The sequence below is a fragment of the Paraburkholderia sp. GAS82 genome (assembly GCF_050436285.1).
Taxonomy (GTDB): domain Bacteria; phylum Pseudomonadota; class Gammaproteobacteria; order Burkholderiales; family Burkholderiaceae; genus Paraburkholderia; species Paraburkholderia phenazinium_B.
In genome coordinates, this window is record NZ_JBNDLX010000007.1 from 466,481 (window position 1) to 484,491 (window position 18,011).

The window sequence follows — 18,011 nt, forward strand, 5'->3', positions numbered from 1 at the left end:
CCAGACAGGCAAGCTTGGCTACCCCCAATTACGTGCGTCGATTACGACGGTCGCGCCAGGCCCGCATAAAATGCGTCGGCATCGCGCGCGAGCATGGCCTTGATCTCGGCGCTACGCGCGTCGGCACACACTTCGCGCTGGTTACTGGCAACGCCCGCAATCGCGCTACGTGCGATATCATCCGCGCTTGTTTTAGAAACGCCCAAGGACGCCGCCATATCCGTATCGATAAAGCTCGCATAGACACCCACGACCAGCGTGCCCTGTGCCGCCAGCTCCAGGCGCAGCCCGTCTGTCAGCGCGCGTTCAGCTGCCTTCGATGCACAGTAGGAACCGTTCATCGGATGCGTAAACCAGCTGACGACCGAAAGCATATTGACCAGCGCCCCGCCACCGTTATTACCGAGCACCGGCGAAAACGCACGGCACATGTTCAGTGTTCCGAAGTAATTTGTCATCATTTCTTCTCGCGCAGCCTCGATTGACGGCGCGGCGATGAACGGGCTCATCCGCATAACACCCGCATTGTTAATCAGCAGCGTTACATCGCTACATTGCCGGGCCGCTGCGGTGACAGTGTTGGGATCTGTGATGTCAAGTGCAACTGGAACCACACCGGGATCAGTGATTTTCGAGGGATCTCTCGCGCCGGCATAGACCTTTGCCGCTCCAGCCTGAAGGAGTACTTGCGTGAAGGCACGCCCCAGCCCACGATTGGCACCGCTCACTAGCGCGGTTACCCCTTTGATCTGCATAGCCGGCTCCTGCTGTAGTTCGACGCCGCCGAGTATAGGGTTCCTCATCTGATTCAAAAAGCGCATCCGTGTCAAAATCACCGTGACACCAATTCATTGATCACTATGGCCTTCGATACACGTCTGTTGAATGGTATTGGCGTTCTCGCCGCAGTCGTCGAGAGCGGCAGCTTCGTGCACGCCGCAGAAGCACTCGGTGTAACCGCCTCTGCGGTCAGCCGCGCGGTGGCCCGGATGGAACAGCGCATTGGAATACGGCTATTCGACCGCACGTCCCGCGCGGTCAAGCTCACCGACGAGGGACAGCGCTTCTACGAGCGCGTCGCGCCGCTGCTAGCCGAAATGGAGGACGCAGCGACCGAGACGGCAGGCTCATCCGTCAACGTTCGGGGACGACTGCGCGTCAATGTAGACCCCTGGTTTGCCCGCTTCATACTGGCGCCCAAACTCGAGAAGTTTCTGTCAGCGCAACCATCGCTCCACGTCGAGCTGGCGATTCGTGACAGGCTCGGGGATCTGGTCGCGGAGGGTTTCGACGCGGCGGTACGCTTTGGCGTACCTGAAGCGTCATCGCTCGTGGCACGCCCGCTTCTGAGTACCCGCATCCTGACCTGCAGTTCGGCCGCCTATCTCGCGCGGCACGGTCGACCCGCGCATCCGCTCGAGCTCGCCGACGGTCGATACGAATGCCTGTTATTCCGGGATTCGTCGACCGGTCGGCCATTTCCGTGGGAGTTCCATCGCAATGGCGAAGTGCTAACTGTGCCCGTATCGGGACGGTTGATCGTCAATGATCTCGCGACAAAGCTGAGCGCTTGCGCCGCTGGTCTGGGTATCACACAGACGATGGAACTCGGGGCGCACCAATGGCTCGGCGACGGCAGCCTGGTCGAACTGTTTCCGGAATGGGCTCAGGAACAGTTACCGCTCTATGTCTATTACCCGTCGCGCCGACTGGTGTCGGCCAAGATGCGGGCATTCATCGACCTGCTGACAGCGGACATTGGCTAGCGTCAGGCATCTTGCAAGCCGGACGACGCGCTTCCGCTTGTTCAGATCCGCCGTGCGGCCCGCCGTATGGCGAGTAGCCACTCGCAGACGTTAGCTGCAATACGTGCCGGTAGCACCGGCTTACGCATCCTGGCGATTCGTTCAATGACAATCCGGCATCTATTAGATGACTTCGATGTTATTCAAGTTTGATCTATTTTTGTCCAGAATCTATTCCGAACGATCCGTTCCTTTCTTAACCCGCGTAAAGGAAATTTGCCATGAACTTCCGCCAAATCACCCTGGTCGTCGCGGCTGTGCTCGTCTTTCCGATCGCCAGCCATGCCCAGGAAACCTCCTCCACCGTAACCCGTGCCCAAGTGCGCGCCGAACTCGTTCAGCTCGAAAAGGCCGGCTACATGCCGAGCCGCGCCAATGATCCTCACTATCCGGACGACATTCAGGCCGCCGAGGCCAAGATCAGCGCACAGCGCAACACCTCTGCTAACGTCGAAAGCAGTTTCGGTGGTGTGCAGAACGGCTCCGAGGCATCGGGCAGTCCCACCGCCGTGATCGGCCTGGGTTCACTTTATACACGTCCCTGAGCGACCTGCCGTCCGGCCTGAAAGTACTCACACTTTCCCAGGCCTCGAAGGCCTGGATGCGTAGGGCCCGCTTTCCTTTGCGTCGGTGTGCTAACGGCAATGCAAGAAGGTCTCGCACCTGTTTAAGCGGGAAGGTGCGCCGGCAGATGCGTACTCAATGTTTGACGACGTTGAAGACGCGTGTACGGCGCATCGGCCACGACGTGACGCCTTCAAGTCGATTGCTGACGATTCGCAGGTCCGGCGTGTCGTACAAAACGATCATCGGTACATCGGCGATCATCATTTTATGCAACTGCTCAAACGTCTGTCCGCGCGCAGACGCATCAGTCACGCCGCGCAGGCTCTGCAGAAGCTTGAGTGCTTCTGGATTGTTCCACTGTGCCATCGGCGTCTTGGCTTTGTCCCCCAATATATCGCTGAACATCATCGCCGGGTCGGTTCTTGCCGAGTAAGCGAACGACATGATCTGAAAATGTCCGGCACGAAAATCGGCAACCTGCTTGCCCCAGTCGACCACGTCGAGTTCTGTCGAGATGCCTGCTTTTCTCAGCAGTGACTGAACGTAAACCGCCAGTGAAAACATAAACGGAAAGCGATGATTCGTCTCGATCTTCAACGTCTGTCCGTGATAGCCCGCCTCTGCAAGCAAACGCTTCGCTTCCCCAATATTTTGCGAGAACCCGACCCGGTCGCCGGGCCCGAACACACCACTCGTCTCCGGTACCAGTGATGGACTGTAGTGCGCACGACCATCGGTAACGGCATTCACAATGGCGGGAAGATCCAGTGCAAGCGCGATTGCACGACGAACCCGCGCGTCTGCAAGCGTTGGGTCCTGGCTTTGCATCAGTAACTCGACGGGATCGGCACTGGGGCCCACGATGACACGCCATCTGGGGTCGCTCCCGACGAGCCCGTCTCCGCTCACCGACATCATGTCGACCTGCCCGGCGACGACCGCAACCTTTTGTGCCGCCTCGTCCGGGATGACGACAAATCGAGCGTCGTCGTACGCGACCTTCGCGCCCGCAAGACCACTCGGCGGTTCGCCTCTCGGGCGATATTGCGCAAATCGCTTCAGCAGAATGTACTGTCCGTGTCTCCAGTCCGCAAATATGTACGGACCTGTTGCGACGGGGCGAAGCCAATGACCGGAGCTGTCGACGCTTGATGGGCTAAGGATTGCCAACTGACAGTGCGTGTCGACCATGTCTTTGAGGAACAGTTCGTTCGCTCTGTCCAGTTCGAACACCACGGTATAGGCATCGGGCGTCCGCACGCCGACGACCTTGGCACCTCGATGCCCGTCGTAGTTGCCACGGCACATGAATCCATTTTCTGGCCTCATCAGGAAGTCGAAGCTCCACTTGACCGCGCTTGACGTGAATGGCGAGCCGTCGTGAAACACCACGCCATGCCGGAGATGAAATGTGTAGGTCCGAGCATCTGAAGAGATGTCCCAACTGTCCGCGAGCATCGGGCCAATGCTGAGATCGGCACGTAGCGCTACCAGCGACTCGACAACGTTGGCCAGAACATTGTCGGTCATGGTATTGCGTGCGATATTGCCTGGCATCGAGGTAGGTGTGTCGGTGCCCTCCGCGACGCGGATTTCAGGTGTCCCGATCGCGGTCGACGAAAGCGTGCGCTGCGTTTCCGCTTTCGCGAAGACGGGAAGCACAATAGCGACGACGGCGGCCCCAATCCGGCAAAGAGTGGTCAGTCTGGACATTAAGATCAGGCAATTGAGGCAGGATGAGGTCCCCGCTTGCTGGCGAGTACACGCGCGAAGAATGCCTGGACTGCCGGAATCACCTCTGCGGATCGATGCGTGGCGTTCTCGACTTCTTCCAGCGCAACGTTGATCCCATGCAACTCAAAGCTGTTCTTGAGCGACTTCAGTCTCTCGGGACGCGTACGGCCCGCGTCGTTCGCGCCGGGCATATAGTGCGCGCCGTCCGGTTGATGGGTAATCTCCCAGGTCTCGATATCGGCTTTTCCGACCACCATGTGAATCGGGACTTTTCTCAACGCCTCCACATCGATCTTTTTCCCGAAATGGGACTCGACGTCTCGCGTGCCAGTCCACCAGTCACGGGTCGGATCAAGCAGCGTGACCGAGCCAGGCGCGCCGATCGATGCGGCCCATAGCCTCCCAGGATGCAGCAGGCAAAACCGGTTGGAAAACTGGCCACCGCCCGAAAATCCAAAGAGCCCAAATGTCTCCCATCTGCGTTGATACTTCTTCTCGATCTCGGCGATCATGTCCAGCAGCAACTGGTCGTAGCGGATCGTTCCTTCGCGTAGCTGCTTATACCCGTCACGATTGTCGTCGCCGCAAACGTTGGCGGGAAACAGAGGACTCAGAACGACACAGTTGTGCGACTCCGCGAACTCGGAAAAACGATCTCTGAAGCCCTCCATTCTGCGGTTCGACCCATGAACGACGACGATGAGGTCAATAATAGACTCAGGATCGAGAATGCTCTTCGGCACGTAAAGGGTATAAGCGAAGCGCGGATCCTTCGTATGCGAATAGACGGTGGTGTTCCCGAAGTTGTACATGCGATCCGAGCGCGATGCCGATGCAGACGTTTTTGTTGTGTCAGAGGTATCCATGACGTTTCCCTTTTGCTGATGCGGAGAGTATCGTATTGATCAATTCAAAAAAAAAGCTAAATTTACTTTATTTGAATTAAACAATTTCTTTCCAATCAGGTGTTGCTGAAAACGCAGAGTCCGTTGATCGAAGGGAGATACCCATGAGCACATTGAGGTTCCTCAGAACCTTCGTTGCGATTGCCGAACATGGAAGCTTCGCTGCCGCGGCTGAACGTGTCGCGCTGACGCACGCCGCTGTCGGCCAGCAGATGCGTGCACTGGAGAGCGAACTCGGCCGGCCTTTGTTCAGTCGGGAGAAGCGCTCAATCACGCTGCGCCCAGAGGCTTACCAGTTGCTTCCGCAAGTCAGGCAGTTGCTGGCCGACTATGAAGGGATCGTTGCAGGCGACAAAACTGAAAACAATGTTGCCGGGCACGTTTCGATAGGCGCGATCGTCTCCGGGATGGGGTTGCTTTCGAAATGCCTGGTCGAGGTTGCGCAGGTTCATCCCGCACTCGAGGTTACTTTGGCGACCGGACGATCGAGCGATCTGATCGTTCGGGTAGGGTCGGGCGAGCTGGACGCCGCGGTTGTTATTGAAGACAGTCGCCGGCCCTTTCGCGGTATCGGATGGACTCACTTGTATGATGAGCCACTCGTCCTGCTTGCAAATCGTGGACAGATCCGTCGCAAGGACGACTTTGATAGCCTGTTGGAAACATCCCCGTTCATTCGCTATGACAGGGCTACGGCAACCGGCGCGCAGATAGAGCGACTATTGCGTCGGGTGGGCACAAGACCACGGCAGATTCTGGAGCTAGACTCGATTCTGGGGATCAGCGAACTGGTCAGGCAGGGGGTGGGTGTTGCCATCGTACCGATGCTCGCACATTCCGGTTGGCACAAAGACCCTGCGCTACGCGTGTTCCCTGTGCCTGACGGCATCTATTCCCGTCGGGTTGGAATGCTCGAGCCGAGTCGCAAAGGGCATATCACCGGAATCATTCGGCGGCATCTGGTTGGCATCATGAGTAACCCATGCTAAGCGTATGAGGAATTCAAACCGGATTCGGAGCGAGCGTCACAGGCTTTGCGTCGATCCTGATGCGGAACAACGTATAAGGCTTCTTGCGCAAATCGTGACCATGATGAAATGAAGCCTGCCGAGGCAACTGGTTCGCCGTGAAGTACAGATAGCCGTCGTTCCCGACCGACAAAGTATCCGGCCACAGAATGCGCGGATCGTGTGCAATGGTTTGCCACTCACCGTCTGGACGCCGCCGGCGAATGCTGTCGTGTTCATAATCGCCGGCATAGATAGCGCCGCTCGCATCTGCTTCAAGACCATCGGATGCGCCCTTCTCGCCCAGATCCCGCACAGCTGCCGCTACCGCCGCGGGGCTGGCATTGCGATCGCGCAGCAGCGCAGTCGGCACCGAATACAGATGGCGGCTGGACAACGGTGAGTAGTACAGCGTCGCTCCGTCGGCTGACAACGCAATGCCATCTGCCGCACCATGTAGCGGCCGGCGTTCTCCGTCAGGACCGTCGGTTGCCATCTCTTCGCCCTCCACCACTGGAACGAACGCCGCATCGGCGCTGGTCGAAGGGTCCCCTGATAGTTTGCGCCACGCCTCGCCGCTTGCCAGATCCACAACAATGATTCCACCTGGCCCATGCGGCGACGAGTCGGTAACATAGGCAATGCCTTGCGCACCGAACCGGAAATCGAAACGCACGTCGTTCAGGTACGTTGTCGGCAACAACGCGTTCGGCGGAAGGAGAATCGTCCTGACCACCTTGTTGGTAGCAAGGTCGACGGCGACCAGTTTGGCGCCGCCCTGGATCGGTGCCGCCAATTTCGGCGACGCCGTGTCCAGAATCCACAGCCGGTTCTGCGAGTCGGCAACGACGCTTTGAACGCTAATCAGGCTATCGGCAGGATGCGCGGGATCCGCGCGATTCGTCTGTGCGTCCGGATAAGGCACGATCCGCTTACCGACGATCTCGCCGACGGTAAACGGCACGTCGTCTCCCCAACGTGGAAAGTTGACAAACAGGCGACCGTCTGGCGCTTTCGTTACACCGGTGGGCATGGCACCGTAGAACTCGAATACCGGTTCGATATGGCCGATCGTCTGTTCAGTGGCAAGTTTGGGCGTCGCGTCCGCAGTTGCCGTGAGCGTTGCTGTCAATCCGAGCGTCACCGCTGCCACGGCTTTGCTTATGCTTCTCATGTTTTTCCTGATTGGATTGCACGATTGAGCGCCTCCGGCATTCCCGTAACCAGCACGGTATTTTCCGCGGGGTGGCGCTGGACTGGAAATATCATCGCCCATTCACCGCACTGCCTCGCTCGATTTCCAGCGCTTCGAGCACCTCCGCTGCGGCATTGCTGGCAGTGTGCGCCGCCGGAAACCCGGCATATACAGACGCCTGAATCATCACTTCCTCGATTTCGCCCATGCTCAAACCGTTAGTCAACGCGATGCGAACATGATTCTTCAGTTCGTCGCGTTGGCGTAGCGCAATCAGAATACCGAGCGTAACGAGAGAGCGTGCACGACGATCAAGGCCCTCACGCGCCCATACGCTTCCGAACACAAAATCTATTGACAGGGCCGCCATCGATGCACCGAATTTCCCATCAGTCATCGAGTCCGCCATGTTCCGCGCTCGCTCAGCACCACGTAGTTGCTCGAATACGGCAAGACCCCGTTCCATGGCGTCCTTCATTGCGGCTCCAATACGATTGCACCGAGAACGGCCTTCGTCTCAAGAAACGCCTCGAGCCCGAATGTCCCGTATTCCCGACCGATGCCGGATTGCTTGTAACCGCCGAAAGGTGCGAGCGGTTCATGTGGCGCGCCGTTTATGCTCACGCGGCCGGCTTCGAGCCTGGACGCCACAGCACGGGCCCGTTCGATGTCCGCTGAAATCACGTACGCGTGCAACCCGTAGACAGTGTCGTTCGCGATCTCGATCGCTTCTTCCTCACTGCGATAGGTGAGAATGCACAGCACTGGCCCGAAAATTTCTTCACGCGCAATGCTCATGCCGTTCGTCACGTTCGCGAACACCGTGGGTTTTACATAGTAGCCGGCCAGCCCGTCCGGATGACCTTCTCCGCCAATTACGAGCGTCGCGCCTTCTTCGACACCGCGCCGGATATATCCCTGCACCCGTTCATATTGTCGCTGGCTGACCATGGGTCCGATTGCCGAATCGGCATCGTTCAAGTGACCGACCTTTACCGCTGACACGGCTTCCTTCACCAGCCGGATGACATCCTGAAGACGATCCTCAGGTACAAGAATGCGTGTACCCGCAATACACGCCTGGCCGCTATTCTGGAATCCGGAAGTGACGGCGACGGGTACCGCTGTCTCGAGATTGGCGTCGTCAAGAATCAGTGTCGGCGACTTACCGCCAAGTTCAAGCGTCACCCGCTTCATCGTGTCGGCGCCGGCGCGCAAGATCGATTTGCCGACCGCAGTCGACCCCGTAAAGGAGATCTTCGCGATGTTCGGGTTCACACTCAGTTCCGAACCCACAATGTCGCCCCGTCCCGTCACAATGTTGAACACGCCGGCTGGCAGACCCGCCTCGTGCAGGGCTTCGGTGACAATCTGCGTCTGGAGCGCGCTCATTTCGCTTGGTTTGATGACCACCGTGCAGCCCGCGGCAATCGCCGTTGCCAGCTTGTTGCAGATAAAGCCGGCGTTCGCGTTCCAAGGCGTAATTAGCGCAGCGACGCCTACCGGTTCCATCACCACTTCCGCCGACCCAATCCTCCGCGTGAACGAATACTCCTCCAGCGTCTGCGCAGCGTGCAGAAAGGACTCGGCGGCGTAACGTGCTCCCCACTTTGCACGCGTCGAGGGCGCGCCATATTCCTCGATTGTCGCAGCGGCGAGGCGATCGACATTCGCGAGCATGGCCTCATACAGACGCTTGAGCCACGCAATACGCTGCTCTCTGGTCGTACGCGCGAACGCCGGAAATGCACGGCGCGCGGCGGCTATCGCATCTTTCGTGTCTTGCACGTCGGCAAGACGCACCCGGCCGATTACGTCACCTGTCGAAGGGTTGTGGAGGTCGAACCACTCCTGACCATTTGGCTGCACAAACTGGCCGTCGATATAGATGTGTTCAATGCTGTACATGAATGCCTCGATCAAATGGTCACGTGTCCCAGCGTAGTCGATTGCATCCGGGCCGATAAGAGGGATAAACTTACACGACTTGATCCGTAAATCGGGACAATGCTCAAATCAGGCTTGATCGAACTGGAAGTCGTGCTCGCCGTCGCGCGGCTCGGTGGCTTTCGTGCGGCGGCACGTGAACTAGGCATGTCGTCGACAGCGTTGAGCCGTGCGATCGTGCAACTCGAAAATCGGCTGGGTGTGCGGATATTCAACCGGACGACCCGCAGCGTCGCGCTCACGGAACCTGGCAAGCAGTTCATCGCAACCGTCGGTCCCGCCCTGTCCGAAATCCAGCAGGCGATGGCCGCCGTCAACAATCATCGTGCAATGCCGACAGGCACCTTGCGACTGAACTGCGCGGTTGGGGCTGCGCGCGCTATCCTCGTTCCAGTCGTGCTGGAATATCTGCGCCGGTTCCCCGAGATGAGCGTCGACATCGCCACGGAAGCGCACTTCGTCGATATCGTAGGTAGAGGCTTTGATGCTGGCATCCGTGCCGCAGATGATGTGCCACGCGACATGATCGCTGTGCCGTTTGGCGGTGCATTGAAATTTTCCGTCGTCGGCTCGCCATCATATTTTGCGCAACGCAAGAAGCCGCGCACGCCAAAGGATCTGATGTCGCATCAATGCATACGAGCGCGCTGGCCAAGCGGCAAGCTGTCCCGTTGGGAGTTCGAGCGACGGGGCGAGAAACTCTCGCTCGACGTACCAGGAAATCTGACGCTAGACGAGCCCACGCTGATGCGTGATGCTGCGATTGCAGGTGCGGGCGTCGCGTATCTGTGGGAAGCCCCCGTAGCGGATGAACTCGCGACGGGGCGGCTCGTAGCTGTGCTAAAGGACTGGACCGTCAGTTCAGCCAGCTTGTGTCTGTACTATCCGGATCGGCGTAATGTATCAGCGGCATTGCGAGCATTTATCGAACTGCTGCGAGAGCCAATAAACCATGAAAGCCGAGGTGATGCGATTGTCCTGAGGTGCTGAAGTCAAGACACAGTTCGCCATTCACCGCGCCCTGCACGTCATTCCACGCCGCGAATGATCCGGAAATCGCGCACGACGGCGTCGCCCAAGGCTTCAAGCGCCTTCCGGTACGCGTCGCTTTCGTATGCGGCAACGGCCTGCTCATAGGACGGAAACTCAATCACAACGGTTCGCTCCTTCAAACCGTGCTCACGGACTTCGTCAGCCACTCCACGTGCGATCACTCTGCCGCCGGCAGCCTCCACAGCGGGTACCGCCAATTGGGCGTACGTCGCCAGCCTGGCCTGGTCCTTCGTTTCACGATAGGCCGACACCCAATATCCCTTGCTCATTTAAATCTCCTTCTTCCAAGAGGAAAGCCGCTTTTATGCAGTACCTTTTCTTCGCTTCGGCGAGATCGCACTTACGTGTCCCTGCAACGCCGCCGGCAGTGTCGTAACGCTCACGTCGTCTGATGCCGTCTGTTGGTATTCCAGAGCAGCGCTGATCAGATCCGCAGCGTCGTTAACCTTCAGACCCGACAAGCGGACGCGCGGCTTTTCCGGCGCGTCAAGCGCAGCGGCACAGGGCTTCCGACAACTGCCGAGGCAATGGACCATCATTACGGTTACGCCCTGGCCGGTCAACCTTTCTTTGACTTCGTTATACAGGGACAATCCCACCGCACCGCTGTGCGGCTGGTCCCTAGGGCAGGTTCGGCAGATTGCGACGGTATTCGACCGCGCCCTCTCGCTCATATCCTGACTAACGACCTGAGATTGTTCCTGGCTCTCGCGTGTGGCTAACATGACGCCGTCTCCTGGCTCTATCTTTTCGAGGAAGGAACTGTCCCGAGTTTTATGAACCGTCTTTAAACAACCTGGGACAGCAAATCCTATGAACAAATTCTACGAGCGTGTCAGATCGCATGCTTATCAGAGCGTCGTATCGCGTATCCTAGAATCCAACTCTGTCATTGATATTTATATGGAATCCTATATTTATCATCAATCTCTGCTATGTCACTGCTTCCCCGGTCCTGGAACTTTCCGCAAACTGCACGCCAGACGTCCGACCGCTCGAAGGACCGAACTACGGATTCAATTTCGCGCAGCTTGATATCTCAATGCAGTAGTGCAAATTTTATCGAATGGGTCGTCATGCCACGAGGTGTTCTGCATCCTCTTCGACGCTATGGACACCCATCCTTAATATCTGCGCGACAACTTGATACTCATCAGGCGTTAGCGTCTGCGGATGATATTGTAGAAGTGCCCGGAGAGCATGTAACAATCGACTCAGGGAAATGATCGGCCACGCACTCATGAGGTAAGCAAGTGGTAGTACGCTTTTTCTCTCGCACCATCTATCAAAGAGAGGGAGGCAGAGTCTTTCGAGCTCATCGATTTGCGCATCGACAACGAGTTCGTCAACGATTTTTGACATGTCGACCAGATGTTTGCAGCGGCAGCAGCCGCCAAGCCAATTGAATAGCCAGAATCGAGACCCCGGCAGCGCAGATCCCTGTCCAGCCCCATTGACCCCAGACCCACCCGAATACCACGCCACCTCCACCACCGGCAAAATGGCACGTCATGTAGGCTGTCCGAATACGGACATGGATGATCGACATAGCCTTCCAGGCACGACTTCTACTTTCGGCAGATGCCAGCGAGCTCCACGCCAAGGTCCACGAAAAGCAATCAAACGTCATCACAGAGAGGTAAGCTCGGTTGAACCAGAAATGCCAAACGTTCCAATGGCCGGCGACATCGTTGAATCGGTTACATTGCATACACTTCCCCGATTCCCATGACTTTCAATGACGGCGCTTAGCAAAGTGGAGCCTGCGCCGATGGAGTTTGACCAGCCATGCGGAATTTCGCGTAAGTCAGACACCGTCCGACCTGCCCCAGGCAAGCTAGAGGACGAACCTCAAAATTCCGAGGGCTTACCGACACGCGTCCCACATGGCTGCTCCACGCTGCGAAAGCAGCGTGCTGGTTCAAGGCGTACCGGTCCCCTGCTCCCCAGACTCCGAGTTCGCGCTGGTTACACCACCATAGGAGGTCTGCGGATTTCCACCCGCTGCGTTGCTCGCGCGGACCTTGGCCTCGGCGGCCTGAATGTCTGCCGGGTAGTAAGGGCTGGGCTTGCCCGGATGATAACCAGCTTTTTCGAGGGCCACCAGTTCAGCACGTACTTGCTCACGCGTGACGGGAGTGCTATTTTCCTGAGCGCTCGCAAGAATGGGCAGAACCACCGCGAAACCAATAACCAGATTGCGAATGTTGACGATCATTTTCATGCTCCTGTGTATCAACGAAAACTTGAATGAGCGAAAAAAAGCTGCATCGCAGAAGTTATTAACTGCATTTCCTCGACGAGCATTTCCTTAATCAGTTCAACGTAGCGTCATTCCGTAAATATCCAGTTACATCGGGCTTCGCCCTCTGGCTATTTGCACTCGCTGAACTTGATGATATTTTCGGCAGTCGTAGCCAAGACGTCTACGTACGGCAGGTCATGTCTGTCATAACGTCGTAGCATCGCATCACCGCGCAAATCATCTACAACCGGCATGCTGGCGATCGGTGATCAGGCGGGCGAATGACGTACCGCTCCGTCAGCTTGTCGATCAGTTCCCTCAGCGCATTAGGACCAACATCGTGTCATGTCTACAATGCCGACATGGCATGGATAGTCTTCTCAAGAAACCGTCGTCTGATTTTTGCGCCGCGCGAACCGTAGGTGTCGGCGAATCCTATCGCTACGTCCGGGAGAGCCACCGCAGTTGCGCTCGGCGAATCAGGAACTCGTCGATCGATATGGCGCAGTCCACGATCGCGTATTCGTGGCCATCGTGATCGACAACCACCCGGCTCAACTTGTACAGACGGTCTGCATCGTAGTCCCACGCCTCGCGTTCGTCGGAACCGTCACCACCACGCAGGATTGCGTACGTAGTACCACCCTCGTTCAGCCTGTCGATGTTTAGCCGTCGCTCATTGCGAGCGATCTTCACTAGTTTGCGCCACGGCGGCGGACTCCACACCTCGATTCGATCGGTGCCGTCCGGCAATTTTTCCCGTTGCATCGCCCACAACTTCAATACGACCACATCCTCGCCGTACGCGTCCCATGACCACGCGCGATTCGTCAGTTTCAAATTGAGTGTGTACAGCAGAAACTCATTGATCGTCTGTTGATTGTTCCTAGCCATGCGGTTATGCCGTTCCAATGCCGTCGTGGCACGGCGGCGGTCTACGCCGAACAGTGCCCGCACGCTATCAACTAGATTACGGGTTGAGCCAGCGGAGTGTTCTCCGACGACAGGAGCTCCCGATTCTCGTCAGCCAGCGCCAGCGGCACCTGGTCTCGCGCGAACTCGACGAAGGTTCTGATCTTGGCGTCGAGGTAGCGTCTCGACGCATATATCGCATAGATGTTGCACTCTCGCAGGCGGTGCTCAGGCAAGACGCGAACAAGGCTCCCATCGCGTAAGCCCGGCAGCGCGACAGAAATCGGCAAAGGTCCGATTCCCATCCCCTCACGTATCGTCTCGACCAGCGCTTCGGCGACATTGACGGTGAGCGGTGCAGGCCGCATGTGACAAAAAACCGGCTCGCTTACATCCTCAAATTGCCATTCTCCGGGAGGCACATCCGGCAACATCAATTGCAGGCATGTGTGTTGGCTCAGGTCCGCAAGACGAGCCGGAGTGCCGCGCCTCGACAGGTATTGTGGAGAGGCGCACAGAATCGTTTGCACGCTTCCAATGCGTTGGGACACCAAGTTCGAATCCACAAGATCTCGCGTCATCACCACGGACACGTCAATACCTTCGTTAACGATATTGGGCACGTTCTGCGAGAGGACCAGCTCGATCAGTACCTCCGGAAACCGTTTGCTATAGCGTGCGATGAGCCGCGCCAGATGGTGTTGACCGACACTGGCTGTTGCGTGAACCTTTAACTTGCCGGAGGGGCGGGTGCCCGCGCCTGCCGCCTCGGTCTCTGCGAGCTCAACATGGGCCAGAATGTGCTCGCAGCGTTGTAGATAGCGTTCGCCAGCACCGGTAAGCGTGACCCGCCGCGTTGTTCTTTGCAGCAGTCGTGTGTGCAGATGCGATTCAAGGTCCGTGATTGCACGTGAAACGTGTGCTGTCGACACAGACGCAAGATTCGCGGCCTTCGTGAAGCTGCCGGTTTCCGTAACTCGCACGAACATCCGCATGTTTTCTAAAGTATCCATCGGAATCCTGACTACAAGTAAAAGGTTTTCGGCAGATCAGCATCGTGTCGATAGGCGTTGAGTCGTAAGGAGCCGTCGGGCGCTCCGAGCCTGTTGCGCCTTACTGACACAGAAGCTGGATTAGCACGCGTTTCGAATAAGCTCGCGCAATACGACATCTAAAGGTACACGCCCAATTCGCGTTTCGGTCCGACGGCCCTCGAACTTCAGCCAGCCTTCGTTGAAGCCATCGAGCATTTGCATGCGCGGCCCAGGATTCTTCATGCCTTGCGTGCGGAACACTGCCTCCCATGCGTCCCGGGGAACCAGCTTCGGCCGGACTTCGCGTCCGAGCAGTCGATCAAAGGTCCGGGCGATGTCATTCGGGCTAATACGCCTATCACCTTCAAGTTCTATGATCCGAATACCGTCCCACTCTTCTGTGAGCGTCTCTGAAACCACGCGTCCGATGTCGGCCGTTGCCACCATGGGAATGGTCTGGCCAAGCGGCTGAAAAAAGGTGGGAATCTCCCCGCTTTCACACGCAGGCTCAACATCACATAAGGCGTTCTCCATGAACCACGCAGCACGCACGAACGCGACTGGCATCTGGAGATTGCCAAGCGCTTCTTCCAGATAGCGAACCTGCGTGAGCAGGTTAGGTTGAGACACCTGAGCCCCAATGGTCGACAGGCAGACGACCTTGCGAGGTTGCGCGGTGACAATCGCGTCGTGCAAAGACGAGGCGATTTCGCGCGCTTCCGAAAAATCCGAAGAAGGATCGAAATTCAGGGGCAACATCACAAAAACGCCTTCCGCTCCCTGGAACGCCAGCGCCAACGCTTGCGTATCGCGCAAATTGGCAACCGAAACCTCGTATCCCTGCTCCCGCAACGTCGGCGTATGGTCCGGATTTCGAACAACGGCGCGAACGTCGTATCCGTTTGCCAGAAGCAGTCGGGCAGCAACGCCTCCTACCTGGCCGGTGACTCCAATCACGGAAAACATAGTGCCCCCCTTTCGCTAGAACTGAATCAAATACAGTGTTCCAGCATTCTCATTCTTCTTTCATCGGATTAGGACCGCCGTCACGTCATACCTTCCATAACGGTATGGCATAGCTAAGCCTCGAGCTGGGCTTTTTGAGACGCGAGTTCGATCTTTCGCATACTCCTGTCGGCTTTCCACCAACATGAAGCGCATTCCTTTTCCGCCCTCGGCAACATGGCCGAAAGCGCGGCTTCACATCGGACTGCTTCAGATTCAGGGATTCAGGTAACGCGTATTTTGGGCGTGCAGATAGCTCTCATTCCCGCGTGGGTATTCGCTGCAGGCGCGCTGAAAAAAAGCCGGTCGTCAGCGCATGCTCACGACCGGCTTTTTTCTGTCACGCGCTGCTCTTTCGTTGCGAGCGCCGCATCCGGGGCATCATCAGAACTTATGGCGTAGTCCGACGCTAACCACTTCCTGTGTGTTGGTGCCACCGTAGCCATACGAGCCCACGGACGCCTGCGCAGCCACCACGGCGGTGCCGCTTGCGCTAAGTGTTTCTCCGCTGGCGTGTTGCCATGCGCCTATCAAATATAGGTCAGTGCGCGTGGACAAGTTGTAGTCAGCGCCAATGTTGACTTGATGGTAGGTCGCGCCCGTGTCGCCGCTCGACTTCGTATAGCTGTAAGCCACACCCAACAGGATTGCCTTGGTGGCTTGATAGTTGAGGAAGCCCTGCCCTGTGTTGAATTTCTCAGTCGACGAGAATGCCGATTGTCCATCCGACTTGTACTGTGCGTTGCTATAAGCCGCACCGAACGTGAACGGCCCCGCCACATACTGCGCCGCGACCCGGGCAATGTTGATGGACTTCGCGCTCTGCAAGCCCAGATTGATCAGCGAGCCGTCGAAGGTGCCGTCAGATGACCCGCCCCAGCCGGAGCCACTTGTTGTCGAGGGTCGCACGAGGCCACCCACAGACGGATTGTTTGCCACAAAGTAACCCGCCGCCACTGAGATCGGGCCGTTGTTATACGCCGCAGCGGCCGACCAGGTCTGGCCCGAGCCCGTCTGTCCCGCGACGCCACCGAACGCATACATGCCCTCGACCTGCAGTCCAGAGTACACCGGCGACAGGTATTTGATCGCGTTGTTGGTACGGGAACTGTTATCGTAGTTGTCGACGTCACCTGCGGTTGCAAACCCGCTGCCGAAATAGTTATCCTCAGTAATGCCCTGCACAAGGTCAACGAGTGGGTCATATTGGCGGCCCAACGTGAACGTGCCAAATTGGCCTGAGGTCAAACCCACAAATGCCTGGCGACCAAATTCCCGGCCACCCTGCGCAAGTTGCCCCGTGCTCGGGTTAAACCCGTTTTCCAACTGGAAGATCGCCTTCAGACCACCGCCCAGGTCTTCCTGACCCTTCAAACCCCAGCGGCTGCCGGAGAGATCCCCGTTACTCGCGTTGCCGACGGACCACTGATTTTGGCCGGCTGCGTTCGCGTTATGAATGAAGGTAATCGACGTATCGATGGTGCCGTATAGCGTGACGCTGCTTTGTGCATGTGCTGCGCCTGCAGCAGTCAACAGTGTCAGCGAGAGTGTCGAAAGCGCTGTTCGTTTCATCTGTTTCTCCGGGTGGATGAATGATCTGGTTATCGCGTGATGGACGATAACGTGACGCCCCCTTCCGGAGTACCGAAAAAAATTGCCCGTCGCAAAAAGTTAACAGAAGCATGAGCCGAAGTGGACAATGATGTGCTCGACCAGAGCCAACGGACAATCAGAATTTTATGTGAGCGGAATTGGCCTGACACGGCTTTGCCGAGCAGCACACTTTCATCTACTTTTTCTGCGAACGCTGTGGTCTAACGAAACTGACTCACACCTCGACCCGCTTATAGCAGGAACGTCTGAGGCGGTCTGTATACGCGCAAAAACAAGGAACAGAACACCCATTTCAGTCGAACTGTCTTATTTTGTGTGGCGCACCCGTATCCAAAACCATGCTGGTTTCTCCAGAGAATAGCGTGTGCGTTACGCCCCCTTAACGTTGTCGACCGACCTAACCGTCGGTAAAGTCGGTGGCGCACTTGTTAGTTATACCCACCATTTGTCCCGATCCACGAGCGGCGAAACGTATCGTACAGTCCAACATATGCCATTTCGTCATAACAGGGATGCCGCTCTGGCCATTCTAATTTGACGAAATAAACGGTAAACCAAGTGCGATCCGCTTTCCGACATCAATCATAAGCCGGCTAGAGAGCTATCTCGCTCCGCGTCCGTTGCCTGCTCGGTTGTGCCGCCAGGCGCGTGCTCGGCAATCCGGTTCAGTGGCCGGATTTCTCCAGGCCTCCTTGGTGTTTTCACGCGCTCCTGTGATTCCACTGGCACTCTCTTATCAGATAGTCTATTTTTTCCGGACCCACGCGTGAACTCCAGGTGTACGACCAATACCTGGCTCTTCTAAGGCGTGCTAGCCTGTAAAAACTAAAGGCCGTCCAGCGACTGCGACTGGATAGCCACTTTATGGAGAGAGGCAAATGATGAATCCGCAGCTTTTTACCAATGTGAAGATTTTCGACGGCACGGGTGCACCAACGTTCGTGGGCGAAGCGCTTGTCGATGGCAATCTGATCCGCGCCGTGGCTCG

At 57.2% G+C, this 18,011-nt stretch carries 17 protein-coding genes; 4 read left to right on the forward strand and 13 right to left on the reverse strand.

The window, feature by feature from the left end; all coding sequences use genetic code 11:
- Window positions 1–41: 41 nt before the first annotated feature.
- A complete protein-coding gene (locus tag P3T17_RS23920; RefSeq protein ID WP_429409141.1) occupies window positions 42–755 on the reverse strand; it encodes an SDR family oxidoreductase in 714 nt (237 codons plus the stop codon).
- Window positions 756–860: 105 nt separating this feature from the next.
- Between P3T17_RS23920 and P3T17_RS23925 the strand changes: the two genes are divergently transcribed.
- A complete protein-coding gene (locus P3T17_RS23925) occupies window positions 861–1,766 on the forward strand; it encodes a LysR family transcriptional regulator (protein WP_074267594.1) in 906 nt (301 codons plus the stop codon).
- Between the two features lie 260 nt (window positions 1,767–2,026).
- Entirely contained in the window at window positions 2,027–2,350 is a 324-nt protein-coding gene (locus tag P3T17_RS23930; protein WP_074267593.1) for a DUF4148 domain-containing protein, read from the forward strand.
- Between the two features lie 154 nt (window positions 2,351–2,504).
- On the opposite strand, the gene P3T17_RS23935 is transcribed toward P3T17_RS23930, so the two are convergent.
- A complete protein-coding gene (locus P3T17_RS23935; RefSeq protein ID WP_074267592.1) occupies window positions 2,505–4,085 on the reverse strand; it encodes an ABC transporter substrate-binding protein in 1,581 nt (526 codons plus the stop codon).
- 5 nt (window positions 4,086–4,090) lie between these two features.
- A complete protein-coding gene (locus P3T17_RS23940; RefSeq protein WP_429409142.1) occupies window positions 4,091–4,972 on the reverse strand; it encodes an alpha/beta hydrolase in 882 nt (293 codons plus the stop codon).
- Between the two features lie 143 nt (window positions 4,973–5,115).
- Between P3T17_RS23940 and P3T17_RS23945 the strand changes: the two genes are divergently transcribed.
- On the forward strand, window positions 5,116–6,000 hold the full coding sequence (locus tag P3T17_RS23945; RefSeq protein ID WP_074267590.1) for a LysR substrate-binding domain-containing protein: 885 nt from the start codon (window positions 5,116–5,118) through the stop codon (window positions 5,998–6,000).
- Window positions 6,001–6,013: 13 nt separating this feature from the next.
- Here the strand turns inward: P3T17_RS23945 and P3T17_RS23950 are convergent, their stop codons facing one another.
- From P3T17_RS23950 to P3T17_RS23960, 3 genes are all read right to left on the reverse strand, one after another.
- Window positions 6,014–7,192 carry an L-dopachrome tautomerase-related protein gene (locus P3T17_RS23950; RefSeq protein WP_074267589.1) on the reverse strand — a complete coding sequence of 393 codons (1,179 nt, stop codon included), beginning with the start codon at window positions 7,190–7,192 and terminating at the stop codon, window positions 6,014–6,016.
- A 91-nt stretch (window positions 7,193–7,283) separates the two neighbouring features.
- Window positions 7,284–7,691, reverse strand: coding sequence for a carboxymuconolactone decarboxylase family protein (locus P3T17_RS23955; protein WP_074267588.1), 408 nt, complete (start codon window positions 7,689–7,691; stop codon window positions 7,284–7,286).
- A complete protein-coding gene (locus P3T17_RS23960) occupies window positions 7,688–9,121 on the reverse strand; it encodes an aldehyde dehydrogenase family protein (RefSeq protein ID WP_074267587.1) in 1,434 nt (477 codons plus the stop codon). The genes P3T17_RS23955 and P3T17_RS23960 overlap by 4 nt, the downstream gene beginning before the upstream one ends.
- A 99-nt stretch (window positions 9,122–9,220) precedes the next feature.
- On the opposite strand from P3T17_RS23960, the gene P3T17_RS23965 reads away from it, so the two are divergent.
- The gene (locus tag P3T17_RS23965) at window positions 9,221–10,150 is read left to right on the forward strand and encodes a LysR family transcriptional regulator (protein ID WP_429288112.1); all 930 of its coding nucleotides are present in this window, start codon (window positions 9,221–9,223) and stop codon (window positions 10,148–10,150) included.
- 38 nt (window positions 10,151–10,188) lie between these two features.
- On the opposite strand, the gene P3T17_RS23970 is transcribed toward P3T17_RS23965, so the two are convergent.
- The 7 genes from P3T17_RS23970 to P3T17_RS24000 form a co-directional block, all read right to left on the reverse strand.
- The gene (locus tag P3T17_RS23970) at window positions 10,189–10,482 is read right to left on the reverse strand and encodes a DUF1330 domain-containing protein (RefSeq protein ID WP_074267585.1); all 294 of its coding nucleotides are present in this window, start codon (window positions 10,480–10,482) and stop codon (window positions 10,189–10,191) included.
- Between the two features lie 33 nt (window positions 10,483–10,515).
- Window positions 10,516–10,938, reverse strand: a complete 423-nt coding sequence (locus P3T17_RS23975; RefSeq protein ID WP_074267584.1) for a DUF1636 family protein — start codon at window positions 10,936–10,938, stop codon at window positions 10,516–10,518.
- A 1,196-nt stretch (window positions 10,939–12,134) separates the two neighbouring features.
- Window positions 12,135–12,431, reverse strand: a complete 297-nt coding sequence (locus P3T17_RS23980; protein ID WP_429306793.1) for a DUF4148 domain-containing protein — start codon at window positions 12,429–12,431, stop codon at window positions 12,135–12,137.
- A 468-nt stretch (window positions 12,432–12,899) separates the two neighbouring features.
- Window positions 12,900–13,352: a hypothetical protein gene (locus tag P3T17_RS23985; RefSeq protein ID WP_074267582.1), complete on the reverse strand. Its 453-nt coding sequence runs from the start codon at window positions 13,350–13,352 to the stop codon at window positions 12,900–12,902.
- 71 nt (window positions 13,353–13,423) lie between these two features.
- A complete protein-coding gene (locus P3T17_RS23990) occupies window positions 13,424–14,383 on the reverse strand; it encodes a LysR family transcriptional regulator (protein ID WP_074267581.1) in 960 nt (319 codons plus the stop codon).
- A gap of 120 nt (window positions 14,384–14,503) precedes the next feature.
- Window positions 14,504–15,370: an NmrA family NAD(P)-binding protein gene (locus P3T17_RS23995; RefSeq protein WP_429288113.1), complete on the reverse strand. Its 867-nt coding sequence runs from the start codon at window positions 15,368–15,370 to the stop codon at window positions 14,504–14,506.
- A 423-nt stretch (window positions 15,371–15,793) separates the two neighbouring features.
- The gene (locus tag P3T17_RS24000; RefSeq protein ID WP_074267579.1) at window positions 15,794–16,981 is read right to left on the reverse strand and encodes a porin; all 1,188 of its coding nucleotides are present in this window, start codon (window positions 16,979–16,981) and stop codon (window positions 15,794–15,796) included.
- Between the last annotated feature and the right edge of the window lie 1,030 nt (window positions 16,982–18,011).

Excerpts from the sequence above, each read along its gene's own strand:
- P3T17_RS23920 (WP_429409141.1), bottom strand. The coding sequence starts at position 755 with ATGCAGATCAAAGGGGTAACCGCGCTAGTGAGCGGTGCCAATCGTGGG.
- P3T17_RS23925 (WP_074267594.1), top strand. The coding sequence starts at position 861 with ATGGCCTTCGATACACGTCTGTTGAATGGTATTGGCGTTCTCGCCGCA.
- P3T17_RS23930 (WP_074267593.1), top strand. The coding sequence starts at position 2,027 with ATGAACTTCCGCCAAATCACCCTGGTCGTCGCGGCTGTGCTCGTCTTT.
- P3T17_RS23935 (WP_074267592.1), bottom strand. The coding sequence starts at position 4,085 with ATGTCCAGACTGACCACTCTTTGCCGGATTGGGGCCGCCGTCGTCGCT.
- P3T17_RS23940 (WP_429409142.1), bottom strand. The coding sequence starts at position 4,972 with ATGGATACCTCTGACACAACAAAAACGTCTGCATCGGCATCGCGCTCG.
- P3T17_RS23945 (WP_074267590.1), top strand. The coding sequence starts at position 5,116 with ATGAGCACATTGAGGTTCCTCAGAACCTTCGTTGCGATTGCCGAACAT.
- P3T17_RS23950 (WP_074267589.1), bottom strand. The coding sequence starts at position 7,192 with ATGAGAAGCATAAGCAAAGCCGTGGCAGCGGTGACGCTCGGATTGACA.
- P3T17_RS23955 (WP_074267588.1), bottom strand. The coding sequence starts at position 7,691 with ATGAAGGACGCCATGGAACGGGGTCTTGCCGTATTCGAGCAACTACGT.
- P3T17_RS23960 (WP_074267587.1), bottom strand. The coding sequence starts at position 9,121 with ATGTACAGCATTGAACACATCTATATCGACGGCCAGTTTGTGCAGCCA.
- P3T17_RS23965 (WP_429288112.1), top strand. The coding sequence starts at position 9,221 with ATGCTCAAATCAGGCTTGATCGAACTGGAAGTCGTGCTCGCCGTCGCG.
- P3T17_RS23970 (WP_074267585.1), bottom strand. The coding sequence starts at position 10,482 with ATGAGCAAGGGATATTGGGTGTCGGCCTATCGTGAAACGAAGGACCAG.
- P3T17_RS23975 (WP_074267584.1), bottom strand. The coding sequence starts at position 10,938 with ATGTTAGCCACACGCGAGAGCCAGGAACAATCTCAGGTCGTTAGTCAG.
- P3T17_RS23980 (WP_429306793.1), bottom strand. The coding sequence starts at position 12,431 with ATGATCGTCAACATTCGCAATCTGGTTATTGGTTTCGCGGTGGTTCTG.
- P3T17_RS23985 (WP_074267582.1), bottom strand. The coding sequence starts at position 13,352 with ATGGCTAGGAACAATCAACAGACGATCAATGAGTTTCTGCTGTACACA.
- P3T17_RS23990 (WP_074267581.1), bottom strand. The coding sequence starts at position 14,383 with ATGGATACTTTAGAAAACATGCGGATGTTCGTGCGAGTTACGGAAACC.
- P3T17_RS23995 (WP_429288113.1), bottom strand. The coding sequence starts at position 15,370 with ATGTTTTCCGTGATTGGAGTCACCGGCCAGGTAGGAGGCGTTGCTGCC.
- P3T17_RS24000 (WP_074267579.1), bottom strand. The coding sequence starts at position 16,981 with ATGAAACGAACAGCGCTTTCGACACTCTCGCTGACACTGTTGACTGCT.